This is a genomic window from Nocardia sp. NPDC059228 (assembly GCF_042754245.1).
Classification (GTDB): domain Bacteria; phylum Actinomycetota; class Actinomycetes; order Mycobacteriales; family Mycobacteriaceae; genus Nocardia.
Map to the genome: position 1 here is coordinate 79,364 of NZ_JBHZAL010000029.1, position 17,987 is coordinate 97,350.

The following is a 17,987-nucleotide window of genomic DNA, read 5'->3' on the forward strand; positions in this document are numbered from 1 at the left end:
CGCTCACGCCGCAGCGGCCGCCCCTCGGCCAGGGCGGGGTGAGGCTACCCGGCGGGGGCGGGGGGCCGCTGCCGGCCCCCCCCCCCGGACCGTCGTCAGTTGGCGGCCGCGGTGACCGCCGCGATCAGCGCCTCGCCGGTGTAGGCGCGGCCGCCGATGCCCCAGGCGCCGTCGAGGGCATTGAGGATATTGACCCAGATGTCCTCGCGCCGATGGCCTGCGGTGGTGAGCTCCGCGACGATGTCGGTGGCCGCGGTGATGAAGGCCGCGCGGGCGTCCGGGTCGGGCAGACCGATATTGGGCAACTTGAGTTCGACCATCACGATCGGCCGGTTCTCGCCGCCCGCGTAGATGTCCTCCGCCGGCAGCAGGTGCACGCTGCCGCCGATGATTCCGGTGAAGAAGTCATTGCCGGCGCCGCCGCTGACCTCGGCCAGGGCCGCGGTGAGGGCGGGCAGGATCTCGCGTTCGCCGCGGGCGGTGAGGACGCCGCGCGGTGCGGTCACGGTGATGGGCACTGGGCTCTCCGTTCTCGAGGTGTTAGTACGTACGTACTAGCGAGTCGAGTGTGTACTAGGATGGGCGTACTAGTCAATGGTGGGAGGAAGAATGGCGGCGACCACGCGGGATCGGATGATCGACGCGGCCATCGACGCGCTGCAGAAGAAGGGTGTCGCGGGTATGTCCTTCACCGCGGTCCTGGACGCCAGCGGCGCCGCGCGCGGCGCGATCTACCACCACTTCCCCGGCGGCAAGGCCGAACTGGTGGCGACGGCCGCCGCCCGCAACGGCGATCAGGTGCGCGAGCATCTGGCCGCGCTACCGGCCCCCGACCCGGTGACTCTCGTCGAGTCCTTCCTCGCTCTGGTCCGCCCGGTGGTGGCCGCCTCGGCCGACGGCGCGGGCTGCGCCGTCGCCGCCGTCACCGTGGACCCCGACAGCGGCGACCTGCGCGCTGTGGCCGCCACCGCATTCGATTCCTGGACAACCACTCTCGCCGAGCGTCTGACCGCCGCCGGCGCGGACCCGGCCACCGCCGCGGACCTGGCGACCACCCTGCTCACCCTGCTGCAGGGCGCGCACGTGCTCTGCCGCGCCGCGGGCGAGATCGAGCCCTTCGATCGAATGGCGCGCGCCGCAACGGATCTCGTCCGCCACCGCTTCGCGCCGGGCGCTCAGGGGCGATAGGCGCGCAGGAACGTGTCCACGGCCGCGTCGGCGACGGCCTGGAGTTCGGCGGCGGCGACGGCCCGATTGCCCTGGCGCGAGCGCGCTTCCAGAGGACCGCTGAGCAGCGCCAGAAACTGCTCGGCGGCGACCGCCGGGTCGCAGTGGCGCAGCCGCCCGGCCAGCGCGAGCCGGCCCAGGCGGTCGGCGAGCGCGTCGCGGAGCCGAATCGTGGTGCGGTCCAGGACGGTATCGACCAGATCGGGGAAGTCGCCTGCCTGGGCGTAGGTGAGCCGGTGCAAGGCGAGCGCGCGCTCGTCCGAGCAGGCCTGCAGCAGCAGCGCGGCGGCCGCGCCGAAGGCGGCGGCCAGATCGTCGCCGGGCTCGCGCAGCGGTTCGAGCGCGCCCAGGGCCTGCTCGCCGACCGCGTCCGCGGCCGCCGACATCGCCGCGCGGAACAGCGTTTCCTTGTCGGTGAGGTGGTTGTAGACCGTCGGTTTGGCGACGGATGCCGCGTCGGCGATCTCCTGCACACAGGCCTGGGCGTAGCCGCGTCGCGCGAACACCGTCAGGGCCGCCGTGAGGATGGCCTGCCGCTTGTCGATGCGGCCACGGCCCGCCTTCGCTGTGGTCATCTCGCCATATTACCGATTTGTTCGTCCTATTGAACTCATTGGTTCAATCCTGTCTACTGAATCAACCGGTTCGAAATATTGAACTGTGACGTTCAAATGAAGGAGTTGGCGTGATCGTTCACGTCCTGCGGTTCCGATTCCGCGACGAGTCCACCGAGCAGCAGCGGGCCGAGGTGCTCGCGGCCATGCGTCGTACCGCGTCGGTGGAGTCGGTGAGTTTCGCGACGGTCGGGCAGAGCCTGGGGGATCCGGCCGAAGGCCTCACGCATGCCTACTGCGTGGGTATCGAGGATCTGGCCGCGTTGGAGCGGTATCTGCACGACCCGGTGCATCTGGCCGGGGATCCGGAGATCGCGCCGCATTTCGCGAAACTGGTGATCGGCCCGGATATTTCCGATGATCCGGATCCGGAGCTGTCCGACAAGATCAAGGCGCTGCATCTGCGCAAGGTCGAGATGTATCCCGAATGGGAGCAGCTCATGGCCGCCATCCCCGAGGTGGCCTTCGCGTGATACGACGCGTCCCCCGTGGGTCCGGTGGTGCGGATTCGCGGGGGACGGTCACATCTGTCTATATGGCTATCTGGTTGGCGAGCTTCGGTCATTCAGGTGGATTCGCCGTCACGATGCTCCCGGGAGAGCTTGGCGAGGAAATCCGGATCATCTTCGGGACCGATAACGCGGTTGCGCCGAGTGGGTGCTGGGCCGGTGCCGGCCGATCGCTGGGGTCCGAAAGCCTTCCAGCACAGCATCGCGATGGCCACTACCGCGATGAGTGCCAACAGGTACGTCACGTCGCTCACCTCCTGACAACGAGGGTAATCCGAGTGCGTACCCGCGGCACCTGAAGCGGGAAATAGGTGTTACACGCGGGTGGCCTCGGTGGTGAGGGACCGCAGGAGTTGCAGAACTTCTGATTCGCGGAACCGGCGGTGGCCGCCCGGAGTCCGCAGGGAGCCGAGCCGACCTGCGTGAGCCCAACGGGTCACGGTCTTCGGATCGACGTGGAACAGGGCAGCGACCTGGCCTGGGGTGAGCAGAGTGTCCTGGCCGTTGACGGAACCCAATGCGCGGCTCGCCGCGGTGAACGCAGTCATTCGCAAACCTTTCCGTTTCGACAGATCCCTCATCAGTAGCGACATCGTTGCACTGGACCCCCTGGGTGTTCGAACGGTCTCGCTTTGGTAAAGGGGAAGTAATAGACAAAACGGATATCCGTTATGTGTTTACGGTCACTTTTGGCGTTAATGCAGCGAACTACCAGCGACATACGGGCTGGTCGGATTAGTTTTCTGCCAGCGAGGGCCGCAGCGGCGTCCGAACCCCCGTCACCTAGGCTGTTCTGCGTGAGTGATGCAACCCGGCCCGAAGGTGCGGGCCGCCGCCTGGCACGCAGTTTGGCTATCTACACGGTGGCCCGGCTCGGCCTGGTCGCCGTCATCACCGCGATCATCATGGGCGTCGCCGCCGTGGTGAAAGTGGCCATTCCCCTCATCGTGGCCCTGCTGTTCGGGCTGCTCATCGCGATGCCGCTGTCGCTGCTGCTGTTCAAGAAGCTGCGTACCCAGGTCAACAAGGACATCGCGGCGGTGGACGCCAAGCGCCGCCGGGACCGTGACCAACTGATGTCGAGACTGCAGGGCAAGGACGAGCAGTGAAACGCTGCGATCGCAGCGCACCCAGGGACTGGGTCGACGATGCGGTCCGGCTCATCGACGCCGACACCCAGCGCAGCGCGGACACCCATCTGCTGCGCTATCCCCTGCCGCCGGAGTGGGGCGTCCAGCTCTATCTGAAGGACGAATCCACCCATCCGACCGGCAGTCTCAAACACCGCCTGGCGAGATCGCTGTTCCTGTACGCCATCTGCAACGGCCGGGTGACCGAGGGCACCACCGTGGTGGAGGCCTCCTCGGGTTCGACGGCCATCAGCGAGGCGTATTTCGCCAAGATGCTGGGCCTGGACTTCGTGGCTGTGGTCCCGGCCAGGACCTCGCCGGAGAAGCTGGCGCTCATCGAGGCCCAGGGCGGTCGCTGCCACCTGGTCGAACGCGCACCCGATATCTATACGGAGGCAGCGCGTCTGGCGGACGAGACCGGCGGCCACTATATGGACCAGTTCACCAATGCCGAGCGGGCCACCGACTGGCGAGGCAACAACAACATCGCCGAGTCCATCTTCGAGCAGATGACTCTGGAGTCGCACCCGGTGCCGGAGTGGGTCGTGGTGGGCGCGGGGACCGGCGGGACCAGCGCGACCATCGGCCGCTACCTGCGCTACAAGCGGCACGCGACCCGGCTGGCCGTGGTGGATCCGGAGAACTCGGCCTTCTACGGCGGCTACGAGGTCGACGACCTGGACTATCAGACCGGAATGCCGTCCCGGATCGAGGGCATCGGGCGGCCGCGGGTGGAGCCGTCGTTCGTGCCCAGCGTGGTGGACTGCATGATCGAGGTGCCCGACGCGGCCTCGGTGGCGACCGCCAGGCACGCGAGCGCGGTGCTGGGCCGGCGCGTGGGCGGGTCCACGGGCACCAATCTGTGGGGGGCCTTTGCCCTGATTGCCGACATGATCGCCGCGAACCGTACCGGCAGTGTGGTGACGCTGCTCTGTGATGGCGGAGACCGTTATGCCGGAACCTATTTCAATGACGAATGGGTTGCCGACCAGGGGCTGAGCTTGACCGAGCCCACCGCGGTGCTGACCGAATTCATCGCCACCGGTACTTGGTCGGGATAGTTTTCGCACGGCACGACGGGTCGGCTGATATCGGTTGATCACCCATCGGAAAGATTGCTACTTATTTGCTGAAGCGGCTTCGTCGGGCTCGGATCGTTAGCGGGCACAGCGTTTTTCGCGCGTCTCGACGGGGTAGCAGGGCCTCCGGAAGCGTTAATAGACCTTGACGTTTCGGGGCGCTGCCGGACCACCGGACGGGTCACCGCGGTCGGTCGATCGACCGTGGTGCCGAGCATCAGGAGCCACGACTGCAGGCTCGATTGGGTGCGCCACAAATTGATGCGCAACTCGGTGATGGCCAGCGTGCGCGGCTCCCGCACCAGCTTGGTGAGATCGGTGCGCTCGACGGCGATCGTGTCCGAGCGCCACAGCAGTGCGAAGTCCGAATCGGTGAGGCACTTCTCGAGGATCTGGCGGCCGCGCTCGTCATCGTCGCTACGGGCCAGCTGCATACGAAACCGACCGGCTGCCATTCGCACTTCGGTATCCCAGTTCACCATGACGGTGCGCGAGATCGGATTGCAGATCAGCCATTCCAGGTAGTTCACCCCCGGGACGAGTTCCGGAAAGTACTCCTGGTGTGCGGCATTGGCCGCGACGGTGTCCCAGAGCTCGGTGATGTACGCGCCGATGGCGGGGTTGAGCAGATCCAGGTACTCCTGGTCGGCGGGGGTGGGGTGGTCGGCCTCGAGGCGCGGCAGCGGCCCCTCGGCCAGCACCAGCGCATACTCGAATTCGGCCGGCGGCAGTTTCAGTGCGGTGCAGAGGGATTCGATGACCCGCCGGGACGGAGTGGTCCCGCCCTCGATCTTGGTCAGGTAGGGGACCGAGAGGTTGGCCAGCCAGGCCAGTTGGGGACGCGTGAGATTCGCGGTGGTGCGGCGTTGGCGAATGTATTCGCCGAACGCGGGAACTCCATCCATTACTTGGGCAGACCTTACTTGTATGGCCGTCGGGTACGCGCGCGGTTGCCGACGGATGCCCGCACGGTCCCCGGGGTGTGGGCGGTGCGGCCTTCCGTTCTGCTCCAATAGTTTGAAGCAACAACAAACCAGAAGTGCGGGGTGGGGTCGTCAACGCCTGGGGGCCTGTGGCTTTCGGCCTGTCGCGCGACGACGCGCTGCTGTCGGCGAACACCTTTCCGATTGTGTCAATTTTCGTTGACGCGCCGCAGGTGTCAACGTAAATTGACACTCATGAGTGAAGCAACGACTCTGGCGGCCGCCGCCGGCAGCCCCGACCCCCAGGTCGGGCTCCGCGCGGTGCTGGCACTGCGTCGGTTGCTCGAGCGGCTCGAGGCCATTCAGGTCGGCAATGCCCGCAAGCAGGGCTGGTCCTGGCAGGCCATCGCGGACGCGCTCGAGGTCAGCCGGCAGGCGGTCCACCAGAAGTACAACCGGAAGGGCGGTATCCGCTGATGTTCGAACGATTCGACAAGGCGGCCAGACACGCGGTCGTCATGGCCCAGGAGGAGGCCCGCGACCTGTGCTCGTCGACCATCGAGGTCGAGCACATGCTGCTGGGTCTGCTCGTCAGCCCCGACCATGGTCTGCGGGAAATCCTTGCGGCACACGGTCTCACCGCCGAAGGCGTACGAGACGCGGTGGCCCGCAAGCGGACCGGAGAGCCGCTCGGCGCGGAGGACGCGGCCGCCCTGCGTTCCATCGGCATCGACCTCGATGCCGTGCGCGAGAGCCTGGAGGCCACCTTCGGCGAGAATGCCCTCGACCAGGCGGCCGTGCCCGCCGAGCAATCGCGCTGGGGCAAGTACTGGGGCGCGGAAGGCGGCCCGCGCGGCCACATTCCCTTCACCAAGGACGCCAAGAAGGTCATCGAGCTGTCCCTGCGTGAGGCGGTGTCGCGCAAGGACAATCGCATCGAGGCCGGGCACGTGATGCTGGCCGTGCTGCGCGCGCCCAATGCCGTCACCCGCCGCCTGCTCGGCGACGACGAGGCGATGCGCGTCCTGCGTGATGCGGTGTCCGGCTATCTCGACCGCGCGGCCTGATCCGGCCCGCGTAGCGACCGCCCTACCCGGATGTCCGGCCCGCGAGTTGATCTCGCCCTACGATCGGGGCATGACGCTACTGATACGTCTGCTGATCAACGGGGTGGCCATCTGGCTGGCCGCCGCCTGGGTGAACGGCATCGAGATCAAGACCCCCGAGGACACCACCCAGAGCAAGATCCTGGTGATCGCGGCCATCACGGTGGTGTTCGCCCTGGTGAACACGCTGGTGAAACCGATCGTGAAGGTGCTCTCGTTCCCCTTCATCGTGGTCTCGCTGGGCCTGTTCCTGCTGGTGATCAACGCGCTCATGCTGTGGCTGACCGCGAAGATCACCGGCACCACGGATTACGGCCTGCGGGTGGACGGCTTCTGGGCCGCCGTGCTCGGCGGCATCATCATCTCGCTGGTGAACTGGGTGCTCGGCATCCTGGTCCCGGACGAGGACTGAGACCGGCCGGCCGTCGATCAGACGACGGCCAGCGCCGCGGCCACCACGGCCGACCAGACCAGCATCGCCTGACCGGTACCGGCAAGGGCGGGAATCAATCCCGGACCGTTCTTGCCGGTCCGCACCGGCTCGTTGGCGCGGACCGCCAGCGGCAGCGCGACCAGCGCGGCCAGAGTCCACGGGCTGCGCCAGACCAGCAGTGCGAGCGCCAGGAACGGGATCAGGATCAGCACCATGTGCAGGGTGCGGGTGTGCGCGTCGCCCAGCCGCACCGCCAGGGTGAGCTTGCCCGATTCGGTATCGGTGGGAATGTCGCGCAGGTTGTTGGTGACCAGCACCGCGCTGGAGAACGCGCCGACGGACACCGCGCACACCAGGCCCGCCCAGTCCACCCGCCCGGCCTGCACGAACTCGGTGCCCAGCACCGCCACCAGGCCGAAGAACACGAACACCGCGATCTCACCGAAACCGCTGTAGCCGTACGGGTTCCGGCCGCCGGTGTAGAACCACGCCCCGGCCAGGCAGGCCGCGCCCACCAGCAGCAGCCACCAGGCGCTGGTGATCACCAGCACCAGGCCGATGACCGCGCCGACCGCGAGGCAGGCGATGGCGGCATTGCGCACCGCGGCCGGGGCCGCCAGCTTGGAGCCGACCAGCCGCAGCGGGCCGACACGCTCGTCATCGGTGCCGCGAATGCCGTCGGAGTAGTCGTTGGCGTAGTTGACGCCGATGATCAGCGCCACCGAAAGCAGCAGGCACAGTATCGCTTTCCACCACACGAACCCGTCGATCGAGGCGGCCGCCCCCGTGCCCGCCAGAACCGGGGCGATGGCATTCGGGAGGGTACGCGGCCGAGCGCCCTCGATCCACTGTGCTGCTGTAGCCATGCTTGGCAGCCTAGTGCGAGAGTCGGTGGCCGCGCCCGCCCGAGTGCCCGGGATGGCGGCGCCGGCCTCGGTCAGCTTTCGGCCGTGGCCTTGAGCTGGGCCAGCCCCTTCTCGAAGTCCTTGCCGACCAGGCGATCCATCGGGAACAGTTTGCCGATGATGGCCATCGGGCCGTTCTGTGTGCCGGTCATCCGCCAGGTCACCGCGGTGGTGTCGCCCTGCGGGCGGAATTCGAAGGTGACCTGGTTGGTCGCCTTGAACGGCTTCTCGAAGTGCAGCTTGATGCCGATGGCGTCGGAGGTGGCGGAGGTGATCTCCATATCACCGCGGCCGGCCTTGCGGTTGCCGCTCCAGGAATAGCGCGCGCCGATGCCGCGATCGGCCCCGCTGTAGACGCGCTCCATGGCGGGATCGGTGTCCTCCCACGGCGACCACTTGCGCCACTGGTGGAAGTCGTCGACGAGTGCCTGGACCTGTGCGGGATCGGCCTTGATGACCGCTTCCCGGCGAATGTCGAATTCGGCCATGGCATGAGGGTAAGTGCTGCCGGCGCCGAATGGGGCTCGCCGTCGATAAACCGGTTGAGCCGGCCCGGCGCGTCGGGTAAGCACGGGTCCCGTGCGACGGCCCGGCACCGGCCGTGCGCATCCGGCGACCACCCGCCCGCTCACCTACGATTGGCAAGGAATGAATTCGCACAACGGCAGTTCGAGCAGCACGGGCAGCGCGCGGGTGGCGAACGTGGGCGACTCGACCCTGGTGGCCCTGCTGGGCGAGATCGCACTGCGCCGCGACGGTGCGCTGACCGCCGTACCCGGTGCGCGGGCCCGGCTGCTGGTGGCGGCACTGGCCGTGCACCCCGGCCGCAGTCGCAGCGCGCAGGCGCTCATCGACGACGTCTGGGGCGAGGACCCGCCGCGCGCGCCCATGAACGCGCTGCACACCCAGGTCTCGCGACTGCGCTCGGCGCTGCCGGAGGGCGCGCTCGAAATCGGTCCCGCCGGATACCGTCTGGTCCTGGCGCCCGAGCAGGTCGATCTGTCGCTGGCCCAGCAGCTGGAAAGGCAAGCCCGCCAAGCCCATATCGCCGGCGACGGCCTCGCCTGCCTGGACCTGGTGGCCGCGGCCCGCGCGCTCTGGCGCGGCGAACCCGCCGCCGACCTGCCGCCCGGTCCCGTCGCCGAGGAACTCGCCACCCTGGCGGCCACCCGCCGCCGCGCGCTGGACGCGCTGGAGCTGACCGCCCGCGAAGCCGTCGGTGACCTGCCCGCCGCCATCGAACTGGCCCAGCAGGCCGTGGTCGCCGACCCGCTGGACGAGCCCGCCCACGGCACCCTCATGCGCCTGCTCGCCGCGGCGGGCCGCACCACCGAGGCCCTCGACGTCTTCGCCACCCTGCGCACCCGGCTGGTCGACCAGCTCGGCGCCGACCCGGGCCCGGCGCTGGTCGCCCTGAATACCGCGATCCTGCGCGGTGAACCGCTGCCCGGGCAGCCGGTGGCGCCGATCGGCAGTGCTGTTGGCGCGCAAGGACATTCGGTGATAGCGCCCGAATCCGGGGTGGTCCGGCCCAGCGCCTTCGCGCCCTCAGTCGACGGCGGCGTCCGGCCGGATGGGCCCGCCGGCGCGGCCGAGCACAGACTGACCGTGCTGCCCGGCGTGGCCGGTGGGATCGGTTTCGGCAGTGACGGTTCCGCAGCGATCGGACAGGTGGCATCGATCGATGGCCGTTCGTCCGGTCAGGCGCGCACCGCGGGCCGTGCTGCGGGATCCGCCCGGGCGGCCGAGGCACGAGAACTGGTGGGCGAGAACGCTATCGGACTGCGTGCCGCACCGAATCCGCTGCTGGGCCGGGAGGCCGACCTGGCAGCGCTGGAGGAGATCCTGCGGTCCTCGCGGGTGGTCACCGTGCTCGGTCCGGGCGGGACCGGGAAGACCCGGATCGCCAACGAACTGGGTGCGCGGATAGCGCACGAGACCGCGGTGATGCTGGTGGAATTGGCCTCGCTGCGTTCGGAATCCGACGGTGCGGCCGAAACCCGCGACGAGATCGAGGTCGCCATCGCGACCACCCTCGGCGTGGCCGATGTCGTCTGGGAGACGAACGTGCTGCGGCAGGTGCGGGGCCGCGATATCCGGCAGAAACTGCGGGAGGCTCTCGGGGCGCGCCCGGTACTGCTGATCCTCGACAACTGCGAACACCTCATCGAACCGGTGGCCGAGGTGGTCGCCGATCTGGTCGGGGTGAGCGATCAGCTGACCGTGCTCACCACCAGCCGCGCACCGCTGGAGATCACGGCCGAGGCGGTGTATCCGTTGCCGCCGTTGACCATCGACGCCGCCGGATCACCCGCCACCGACCTGTTCGAGGCGCGGGCCCGAGCGGTGCGCCCGTCGGTGCGGCTGGATCCGGAGGTGATGGCCAGACTCTGCCGCAACCTCGACGGACTGCCGCTGGCCATCGAACTGGCGGCGGCGCGGGTGCGCACCATGAGCGTCGAGGAGATCGAATCCCGCCTCGACCATCGATTCGCCCTGCTGCGCAGCGGAGATCGCAGTTCCCCGCAGCGGCATCGCACATTGCACGCGGTGATCGAGTGGAGCTGGAACCTGCTCGACGAGCCACAGCGGGTGGCACTGCGCCGGCTGTGCCGATTTCCCGCCGGATTCACGCTGGCCGCCGCCGAATGTCTGCTGGCCGGGCCGGAGATCGATGATCCCGCCATGGCCGTCGACGGTCTGGTGAGTCAGTCGCTGCTGACGGTGCTGGAGGACGAGGAGGGCGGCACCCGCTATCGGATGCTGGAGACCGTCCGCGAGTTCGGTGAAGAGCAGCTGGCCTTCACCGGCGAAGCCGGCCTGGTCATGGACCGAATGTCGAAGTGGGCCAGGGAATTCGCGGTCGACACCGCGCAGCGGTACGACACCACCGAACAGGTGTCGGCGGTGCTGGCCCTGAGCGCGGACATGGACAACCTGATCGCCGTGCTGCGCTACGCGCTGGAGCGGCACGATCCCCAGACCGTGCACACGGTGTTCCCGACCCTGGCCGGACTCTGGGTGTTGCGCGGCGCGCACGCCGAACTGATCAGCTGGTCGCCGCGCGTCATCGCGTTGCCGCCCACGACCTTTCCGGAGGTCGCGGCGGAGACCGACCTCTACATCCACGGTCAGTTGATGCTCGGCATGCACCTCATGTTCGGCGCCTCCGACCTGCGCGCGGTGGGGCGGGTGCGGACCACGATCCGGCGCATTCTGGCATCGGGCGCGCCGATGAGCCCCGTCGCACGGTATCTCGGCGAACTGATCACCCGGTCCCGCAACACCACCCAGCTGGCCCGGAGATTGAGCGCGGGCGTGCGGTCGCCGGATGAGCAGATCCAGCTCGCGGCTCTGCTGCTGCGCGCGAACCTGTGCGAGAACAACGGTATGGCGTACCGCTCGATCAAGGACGCCGAGATCGCCATGCGCATCAGCGGCGACCGGGACACCTGGGGCACCGCCATGACCACGCAGCACCTCGGCAGCATGCACGGCCAGTCGGCGCGCTACACCGAGGCGGTCGGGTATTACCGGCGGGCCGTCGAACTGCTCGAGGAACTGCGGGCGTGGGACGAAGCCGTGGAGGTCCGCGGCCTGCTGGCCATCTCACTGGCGGGCACCGGGCAGCCCGCGGCGGCCCGGCAGGCCCTCGAACCGGCCCTCGGGGTGGTCGGCGACCTGCCCCTCGACGCGCCGGTGACCAAGCCCAACCACCGGATCGCCGCCGTCGCGGCCGCACTGGCGGAAATCGAACTCGCCGAAGGGGATATCGACACCGGGCTGCGTCGCTTCCGTCAGGTGCCCGCGCTGATGGACTGGCCGCACAATGTCGGAATGCCGGGACCGGCGACCCTGATCTTCGTGTCCGCCGTCATCGATGCCCACGTGCTGTCCGGCCGGGTCGAGCAGGTGGACCGGACCGCGGCGGAACTCGCCGATGTCGCGGTCCGCGTGATCGGCGGCCAGTTCTGGGATCTACCGCAGATCGGCTCGATGAGCTGCGCGATCGGCACCTACCTGCTCGCCACCGGGCAGCACGTCGAGCGCGGTCTGGACCTGATCCTCCTGACGCCGAAGGTGTTCGGCCGCCAGGACTATCCGTCGATGCAGTGGCAGCGGCACCTGGACCTGCACCGCGCCGCGGTGGGGCAGGAGCGGATCACCGCCGCGCTGAATTCGGTTGCGGGACTGGGGCGTCGCACGGCCGCCGAGCGGATCATGGTTCACCTGAGGGCGATCGCCGGCATCCGACGCGAAACGCCCGCCCACCGGTGACCGGTGGACGGGCGTCCCAACCGCGGGGCGAGCGGCCGCGTCAGGCGCGGCGCATGTACGCCTTCACCGCGAGTGGGGCGAAGATCGCGATCACGACGATGGAGCCGATGATCGAGTACGCCACGTTCGAGCTGTAGATATTGCTGTTCATCAGCTCTCGGGCCGCATTGACCATGTAGTAGATCGGGTTGGCCTTGTTGAGGCCCTGCAGCCAGCCCGGCATGGTGGACACCTGGGCGAACGCGCCGGACATGAAGGTCAGCGGGAACATGATCATCATCGAGATGCCCTGCACCGCGGGCGCGCTCTTACCGGTGATGCCGATCAGCGCCCAGATCCAGCTGATCGCGAACGAGCAGAACACCACCAGCAGACCGGCGACCACCACGGCCACGAACCCGCCGTGCGGGCGGTAGCCGAGGATCATGCCCATGACCACCGTCAGCACCGTGGCCAGGCCGTAGCGGACCATGTCCGCCAGCAGCGCCCCCGACAGTGCCGAAATGCGGGCGATGGGAAGGGATTTGAAGCGGTCGAAGACGCCCTTGTCCATGTCCTCGCGCAGCTGGGTGCCGGTGACCACCGAGGTCAGCACCACGGTCTGCACCAGCAGGCCGGGGATCAGCGTCGGCAGGTAGGCGCTCACGCTGCCCGCCATGGCCCCGCCGAAGATCCCGGCGAACAGCGCCGTGAACAGGATGGGCTGAACGGTGACGTCGAAGAGCTGTTCGGGATTGTGCTTGATCTTCAGCAGTCCGCGGTAGGCCATGGTGAACGAGTTCGCCACGGTCTGCCGGAACGGAATATGGTTGCTCACTTCGGGAATCGGTGCGACCGTGGCCGCCTGCCGCCCGGCGGGGGCGGAGAGAGTCGTGGTCATGCCGCGCTCCGTTCGGTGTCGTCGGTGTCGTCCTCGGCCGCGTGCCCGGTGAGTGCGAAGAACACTTCGTCCAGGCTCGGCTTGGCGACATTGATCTCGTCGATCCGGATGTCGTTCTCGCGCAACCGGATCAGGATGTCGGTGGTGATGCTGGGGTCGGGCAGGGGCGCGGTGATGCGGCCGGCCTCCGGGCTGATGGTGGCCTCGACGATCCGGCCCGCCGCGCGGGAGAGCACCTCGCCGACCACGATCCGGGCCGCTTCGATGCGGTCGCGATCGGTCAGCGTCAGCTGCAGCGCGGACAGCCCGACCGAGGACTTGAGTTCATCGGAGGTGCCGTCGGCGATGACCTTGCCGTGATCGATGACCGCGATCCGGTCGGCCAGCTGGTCGGCCTCGTCCAGGTACTGGGTGGTGAGCAGCACGGTCGAGCCCTCGCTCACCAGCCGCCGGATGGTGTCCCACATCTGGGCGCGGGTGCGCGGGTCCAGGCCGGTGGTCGGCTCGTCCAGGAACAGCAGCGGCGGCCGCGCGATCAGGCTGGCGGCCAGATCCAGGCGGCGCCGCATGCCGCCGGAGAAGTTCTCCAGCGCCTTGTCGGCGGCCTCGGTCAGGCCGAATTCCTCGAGCAGCTCGGCCGACTTGCGCCGCGACTCGGTCTTCGACAGGCCCAGCAGCCGCGAGAAGATCACCAGATTCTCGGTGGCCGTGAGCTTTTCGTCGACGGACGCGTACTGGCCGGTGACGCCGATCAGCGACCGCACCGCGGTGGGCTCGGCGACCACGTCGCGGCCGAAGATACGGGCGCTGCCGCCGTCCGGGCGGAGCAGGGTCGCGAGCATGCGGATGGTGGTGGTCTTGCCGGCCCCGTTGGGTCCCAGCACGCCGTAGACGGCACCCCGCGGCACCGCGAGGCTCACGCCGTCGACGGCCCGCTGCTCCCCGAAGACCTTGACCAAGCCGTCCGCCTCGATGGCGGGAGTCTCAGCAGGTGTGTAAGAAGTCATGGCTACACCCTGCGGGGCTTGCCTTGCACCCCCCTTGCACGGCGATTGCGTGCTCCGCGCAAGAGGTGAGCGTCTTTGCGCAAGCGGCCATCACTTCGGCGCACGGTGGCCATCAGCGTGGTGCGCGCGGACCGGACCGGGCCGCTGCGTTCAGTGCGTGGAATCCGCCAGCAGCAGCTGTCGCAGTTTGGCGCGGTCGGGTTTGCCCGGGCCCCGCAGCGGAAGTTCGTCCAGCACGGCCAGTTCGCGCGGGGCCGCGATGGCGTCGAGTTCGGCGACCACGTGGTCGCGCAGTTCGTCGAGGCTCGGCGCGATGGCGCCCGGAGCGGGCACGATGGCGGTGGCCACGCGCTGGCCGAGGCGGTCGTCGGGCAGGCCCAGCACCACGCACTCGGAGACCGCCGGGTGGGTGATGAGGACGGCCTCGACGACCTGGGGGATGACCAGCAGGCCACCGGTCATGATGGCCTCGTCGAGGCGGCCGGTGATGGTCAGCACGCCATTGTCGAGATGGCCGGCGTCCTCGGTCCGGAACCAGCCGGGTTCGGCGAAGGCGGGGTGGTCGGAGATATTGCGGTAGCCCTTGGCGATGGTGGCGCCGCCGAGCAGCACCCGCCCGTCCTCGATGCGTACCCGGGTGCCCGTCAGCGGTACTCCCTCGTACACACAGCCGCCGCAGGTCTCGCTCATGCCGTAGGTGCGGAACACCGTGATGCCCGCCGCGCGGGCCCGGTCCAGCACCGGCTTCGGAGTGGCCGCGCCGCCGACCAGCACGCCGTCCAGGCCGGCCAGCGCCGCGGTGGCGGCCGGCTCGTCGAGGGCCTTGATCAGCTGGGTGGGGACCAGCGAGGTGTAGCGGCGCGGTCCGCGCATGCTCGCGATCGCGCCGACCAGGGCCTCGGGCAGGAAGCCGCCGGAGACGTCCAGCACGGTGGGCTCGGTCCCGGCCAGGATGCTGCGCAGCAGCACCTGGATGCCCGCGATGTGGTGGGTCGGCAGGGCCAGCAGCCACTGTCCGGGCCCGCCCAGGCGCTCATGGGTGGCGTCGCCGCTGGCCCGCAGATTTGCCGCGGTGAGCATGGCGCCCTTGGGATTTCCGGTGGTGCCGGAGGTGGTGACCACCAGGGCCACGTCGTCGTCGATCTCCTCGCCGGGGCGCAGGCTCCCGCTCAGGCGCTGGGTCTCGCGGCGGTCGGCGGTGGGAACCGGAAGCCAGGCCGGGCCGTTGCCCTCCAAGGCTTCTCGCAGATGCGGCAATACATCGCCCACCGCTGCGCCGGTGGGCATGGGGAGGATTCGGAGGGTATTGCTCACGTTCGCGATCGTGTCATTCCGTGGGGTGGCGGCGCGCGCCGGGGTCGGCGGCCGGATGTCGATGCTGCAGGGTCTCGTGCGGTCAGTCGGACGTCGGTGTCGCCGGCGGCCATCCACCGGCTGCGAGCCTGGAGGCCACCCGAGCGATATCGTCCTCGCCGGGCTGCTCCTTGGCAACTCGGGCGATCGCCGCCGCGATGTCGCCGCGCTCGATATCGGAGGCGGCCACCCGCTCGCGGATCAGCTGCTCCACCACCAGGTGCACCTCGTAGTCGGTGAGCCGCCGGTGCAGGACCGCGAGCAGCGCCACATAGTCCGACTGCGGAATGCCCTGCGGGTATCCGGCTTTCAGCCAGTCCAGCACCTTCTGCAACACGTTCTGACGCGGCTGCGGGGTGCGGGCCGGGTCGGCGGCGGCATTCGTTTGTTCGGGGGTGCTCACGAGCGTGCCTTTCGATGAGGCGGCGTCACGCGCCGAGCAGGTGAATTCCGAGTCGGGAGGCCAGGAAGCCGCGTGCGATGAAGAGCACACCGGCGACCACCGCGATCATGACCACCGCGAAGCAGAGCAGGGACGCGGCCAGGGCGGCGGTCCGGGTGGCTCCGGTCGCACCCTCGTCGACCTGGGAGCGGAAGCGGATGCCGACGGCGAACACGGTCGGCAGCCCGGCCCCGAAGATCAAGGCGGCCAGCACGACTCGCCACAGGTCGGAGAGGTTGTGCAGCAGGGTGTGCATCGCGGTCTCCTAGCCGATTCCGACGGTGTCGTCATTGCGGGGAGCGGCGGGGTTTGCACTGCGACCGTTCGCGGGGGCCGGGTCCGCCACGCCACCCCACTCCTCGGTGACGTTGTGCGAGTTGACCACCGCGCGCTTGGACCGGAACCAGATGAACGCGGCCATGGCGATCAGCAGCGCCAGCACCACCAGCACGCCGGCCGTGCCGCCGATGCCGTGCAGGATGGCCCAGCAGATCGCGCCCGCCACGCCGGCCAGCGGCAGGGTCAGCACCCAGGCCACCACCATGCGGCCGAGCACGCCCCAGCGCACCTCCGCGCCCGGGCGGCCGATGCCGGAACCGAGGATGGATCCGGTCACCACCTGGGTGGTGGACAGCGGCAGGCCGAAGTGGGCCGAGGTGAGAATGATCGCCGCACTGGTGGATTCGGCGGCGAAGCCCTGCGGCGGCACGATGTCGACCAGGCCCTTGCCCAGGGTGCGGATGATGCGCCAGCCGCCGAGGCAGGTGCCGGCGGCCATGGCGATGGCGCAGGACACGATGACCCACAGCGGCAGCGGATCGCTGGCCTTGGCCGAGCCGTGCGCGATGAGCGCCAGGAAGATGATGCCCATGGTCTTCTGCGCGTCATTGGTGCCGTGCGCCAGCGAGACCAGGGAGGCGGTGCCGATCTGTCCCAAGCGGAAGCCGCGGGTCACGGTCCTCTCGTTGCTGTCCCGGGTGATCCGGTACACCACCCAGGAGGCGATGGAGGCCACCAGCGCCGCCACGATCGGGGAGAGCAGGGCCGGGATGATGATCTTGGCGAGCACGCCCTTGCTGCCCGCCGTCCAGATCACCCCGTGCAGGCCCAGCGCCGCGATGGTCGAGCCGATGAGACCACCGAACAGCGCGTGCGAGGAACTCGACGGCAAACCCAACAACCAAGTGAACAGATTCCAGAGGATGCCGCCGACCAGTCCGGCGAAGACGATGTCCAGCAGGGCGCGGCCGCTCACCTCCGACAGGTCGACGATGCCCTCGGCGACCGTGGCGGCGACGGCGACGCTGAGGAACGCACCGACCAGATTCAGTGCTCCGGACAGGAGTACGGCGGTACGCGGGGCGAGGGCACCGGTGGCGATGGAGGTGGCCATCGCGTTCGCGGTGTCGTGAAATCCGTTTGTGAAGTCGAATGCCAAGGCTGTGCAAACAACGATCAGCAGAACGAGCAGTTCGGCAGACACACCGATCAGTTTGCGTCATGGTCTTTACGCTCCGTTAACCGGTGCCCCCGGACGCATTTCACAGTTACCGCCGTGCTAAGGGCGGTCCGCCGCGCTCAGTCGCCCCGGGTGTCGCGCCGGAGCGGGTGATTCGCCGGCACCTCGACGAGCACCAGCGGCGTCCCCTCGGGATCGCGGATCCACATCTCGATCAGACCCCACGGTTCGCGCTCGGGTGCGCGGTCGATGATGACCCCGCGCAGCGCGAGTTCCGCGGCGGCGTCGTCACAGTCGCGCACCTGTAGCCAGATGGCGCCGGCGAACCCGCTCGGAGCATCGTCCGCGCGCCCGTGCCCGGCCACCTCGATCAGTGACTGCCCCGCGAAAAACACCGTCCCACCCGGATACTCGCGGGCAATGGCCAGCTCCAGCGCATCGCGATAGAACTCGACCGTCCGCTCGTAGTCGCGGGGCCGCAGGATTACCCGACTGCTCAGTATCTCCATGAGTGCAGCATGACAGCTTGCCGTTTGCTGCGGTCCGGGTTCAGAAGTACCAGGGGTAGGGCTTCCAGTCGGGTTCGCGCTTTTCGAGGAAGGCGTCGCGGCCCTCGACGGCTTCGTCGGTCATGTAGGCCAG

22 protein-coding genes and 1 pseudogene are annotated in these 17,987 nt (G+C 68.8%); 8 read left to right on the forward strand and 15 right to left on the reverse strand.

From position 1 onward, the window contains the following. Window positions 1-95: 95 nt before the first annotated feature. Window positions 96-518: a hypothetical protein gene (locus ACFXKA_RS32700; protein ID WP_379430231.1), complete on the reverse strand. Its 423-nt coding sequence runs from the start codon at window positions 516-518 to the stop codon at window positions 96-98. 91 nt (window positions 519-609) lie between these two features. Between ACFXKA_RS32700 and ACFXKA_RS32705 the strand changes: the two genes are divergently transcribed. Further along, a complete protein-coding gene (locus ACFXKA_RS32705; protein ID WP_379430232.1) occupies window positions 610-1,188 on the forward strand; it encodes a TetR/AcrR family transcriptional regulator in 579 nt (192 codons plus the stop codon). Here the strand turns inward: ACFXKA_RS32705 and ACFXKA_RS32710 are convergent. After that, on the reverse strand, window positions 1,176-1,802 hold the full coding sequence (locus tag ACFXKA_RS32710; RefSeq protein ID WP_379430233.1) for a TetR/AcrR family transcriptional regulator: 627 nt from the start codon (window positions 1,800-1,802) through the stop codon (window positions 1,176-1,178). The genes ACFXKA_RS32705 and ACFXKA_RS32710 overlap by 13 nt on opposite strands. A 110-nt stretch (window positions 1,803-1,912) precedes the next feature. Between ACFXKA_RS32710 and ACFXKA_RS32715 the strand changes: the two genes are divergently transcribed. Next, the gene (locus tag ACFXKA_RS32715) at window positions 1,913-2,314 is read left to right on the forward strand and encodes a Dabb family protein (protein WP_379430234.1); all 402 of its coding nucleotides are present in this window, start codon (window positions 1,913-1,915) and stop codon (window positions 2,312-2,314) included. Window positions 2,315-2,406: 92 nt separating this feature from the next. On the opposite strand, the gene ACFXKA_RS32720 is transcribed toward ACFXKA_RS32715, so the two are convergent. After that, window positions 2,407-2,595, reverse strand: a complete 189-nt coding sequence (locus ACFXKA_RS32720; protein ID WP_040862127.1) for a hypothetical protein — start codon at window positions 2,593-2,595, stop codon at window positions 2,407-2,409. Window positions 2,596-2,664: 69 nt separating this feature from the next. Beyond that, window positions 2,665-2,898 carry a BldC family transcriptional regulator gene (locus ACFXKA_RS32725; RefSeq protein ID WP_051152909.1) on the reverse strand — a complete coding sequence of 78 codons (234 nt, stop codon included), beginning with the start codon at window positions 2,896-2,898 and terminating at the stop codon, window positions 2,665-2,667. Window positions 2,899-3,147: 249 nt separating this feature from the next. Here ACFXKA_RS32725 and ACFXKA_RS32730 point away from each other — a divergent pair, with 249 nt between their 5' ends. Together ACFXKA_RS32730 and ACFXKA_RS32735 are read left to right on the forward strand one after the other, a co-directional pair. Beyond that, window positions 3,148-3,459, forward strand: a complete 312-nt coding sequence (locus ACFXKA_RS32730; protein ID WP_354851448.1) for a DUF4229 domain-containing protein — start codon at window positions 3,148-3,150, stop codon at window positions 3,457-3,459. Continuing rightward, on the forward strand, window positions 3,456-4,541 hold the full coding sequence (locus ACFXKA_RS32735) for a PLP-dependent cysteine synthase family protein (protein WP_354851446.1): 1,086 nt from the start codon (window positions 3,456-3,458) through the stop codon (window positions 4,539-4,541). Before ACFXKA_RS32730 ends, ACFXKA_RS32735 begins: the two co-directional genes overlap by 4 nt. A gap of 38 nt (window positions 4,542-4,579) precedes the next feature. Here the strand turns inward: ACFXKA_RS32735 and ACFXKA_RS32740 are convergent, their stop codons facing one another. Continuing rightward, complete coding sequence (locus ACFXKA_RS32740) at window positions 4,580-5,464, reverse strand: helix-turn-helix domain-containing protein (RefSeq protein ID WP_379430235.1); 885 nt, start codon at window positions 5,462-5,464, stop codon at window positions 4,580-4,582. A gap of 273 nt (window positions 5,465-5,737) precedes the next feature. Between ACFXKA_RS32740 and ACFXKA_RS32745 the strand changes: the two genes are divergently transcribed. The 3 genes from ACFXKA_RS32745 (at window position 5,738) to ACFXKA_RS32755 (ending at window position 7,000) form a co-directional block, all read left to right on the forward strand. Beyond that, the gene (locus tag ACFXKA_RS32745; protein ID WP_040813561.1) at window positions 5,738-5,959 is read left to right on the forward strand and encodes a hypothetical protein; all 222 of its coding nucleotides are present in this window, start codon (window positions 5,738-5,740) and stop codon (window positions 5,957-5,959) included. Then, window positions 5,959-6,549, forward strand: coding sequence for a Clp protease N-terminal domain-containing protein (locus ACFXKA_RS32750; RefSeq protein WP_379430236.1), 591 nt, complete (start codon window positions 5,959-5,961; stop codon window positions 6,547-6,549). The genes ACFXKA_RS32745 and ACFXKA_RS32750 overlap by 1 nt, the downstream gene beginning before the upstream one ends. Before the next feature lie 70 nt (window positions 6,550-6,619). Further along, window positions 6,620-7,000, forward strand: a complete 381-nt coding sequence (locus tag ACFXKA_RS32755) for a phage holin family protein (RefSeq protein ID WP_354851437.1) — start codon at window positions 6,620-6,622, stop codon at window positions 6,998-7,000. 17 nt (window positions 7,001-7,017) lie between these two features. On the opposite strand, the gene ACFXKA_RS32760 is transcribed toward ACFXKA_RS32755, so the two are convergent. Both ACFXKA_RS32760 and ACFXKA_RS32765 read right to left on the reverse strand, forming a co-directional pair. Continuing rightward, entirely contained in the window at window positions 7,018-7,887 is an 870-nt protein-coding gene (locus ACFXKA_RS32760) for a 1,4-dihydroxy-2-naphthoate polyprenyltransferase (protein WP_379430237.1), read from the reverse strand. 71 nt (window positions 7,888-7,958) lie between these two features. Continuing rightward, entirely contained in the window at window positions 7,959-8,414 is a 456-nt protein-coding gene (locus tag ACFXKA_RS32765; RefSeq protein WP_379430238.1) for an SRPBCC family protein, read from the reverse strand. 160 nt (window positions 8,415-8,574) lie between these two features. Between ACFXKA_RS32765 and ACFXKA_RS32770 the strand changes: the two genes are divergently transcribed. Then, window positions 8,575-12,204, forward strand: coding sequence for a BTAD domain-containing putative transcriptional regulator (locus tag ACFXKA_RS32770; protein ID WP_379430239.1), 3,630 nt, complete (start codon window positions 8,575-8,577; stop codon window positions 12,202-12,204). A 40-nt stretch (window positions 12,205-12,244) separates the two neighbouring features. On the opposite strand, the gene ACFXKA_RS32775 is transcribed toward ACFXKA_RS32770, so the two are convergent. The 8 genes and pseudogenes from ACFXKA_RS32775 to ACFXKA_RS32810 all read right to left on the reverse strand — a co-directional run. After that, window positions 12,245-13,084 carry an ABC transporter permease gene (locus ACFXKA_RS32775; RefSeq protein WP_379430240.1) on the reverse strand — a complete coding sequence of 280 codons (840 nt, stop codon included), beginning with the start codon at window positions 13,082-13,084 and terminating at the stop codon, window positions 12,245-12,247. Beyond that, window positions 13,081-14,091 carry an ATP-binding cassette domain-containing protein gene (locus ACFXKA_RS32780; protein ID WP_354851422.1) on the reverse strand — a complete coding sequence of 337 codons (1,011 nt, stop codon included), beginning with the start codon at window positions 14,089-14,091 and terminating at the stop codon, window positions 13,081-13,083. The genes ACFXKA_RS32775 and ACFXKA_RS32780 overlap by 4 nt, the downstream gene beginning before the upstream one ends. Window positions 14,092-14,241: 150 nt before the next feature. Beyond that, the gene (gene menE / locus ACFXKA_RS32785; protein ID WP_354851456.1) at window positions 14,242-15,378 is read right to left on the reverse strand and encodes an o-succinylbenzoate--CoA ligase; all 1,137 of its coding nucleotides are present in this window, start codon (window positions 15,376-15,378) and stop codon (window positions 14,242-14,244) included. 109 nt (window positions 15,379-15,487) lie between these two features. Further along, window positions 15,488-15,847: a DUF3349 domain-containing protein gene (locus ACFXKA_RS32790; protein WP_354851420.1), complete on the reverse strand. Its 360-nt coding sequence runs from the start codon at window positions 15,845-15,847 to the stop codon at window positions 15,488-15,490. 25 nt (window positions 15,848-15,872) lie between these two features. Beyond that, window positions 15,873-16,142, reverse strand: a complete 270-nt coding sequence (locus ACFXKA_RS32795; RefSeq protein ID WP_379430241.1) for a hypothetical protein — start codon at window positions 16,140-16,142, stop codon at window positions 15,873-15,875. A gap of 9 nt (window positions 16,143-16,151) precedes the next feature. Beyond that, a complete protein-coding gene (locus tag ACFXKA_RS32800; RefSeq protein WP_379430242.1) occupies window positions 16,152-17,369 on the reverse strand; it encodes an anion permease in 1,218 nt (405 codons plus the stop codon). 95 nt (window positions 17,370-17,464) lie between these two features. Continuing rightward, a complete protein-coding gene (locus tag ACFXKA_RS32805; protein ID WP_354851412.1) occupies window positions 17,465-17,854 on the reverse strand; it encodes a VOC family protein in 390 nt (129 codons plus the stop codon). A gap of 40 nt (window positions 17,855-17,894) precedes the next feature. Next, window positions 17,895-17,987: pseudogene (locus tag ACFXKA_RS32810) on the reverse strand (1,4-dihydroxy-2-naphthoyl-CoA synthase); the annotation flags it as partial.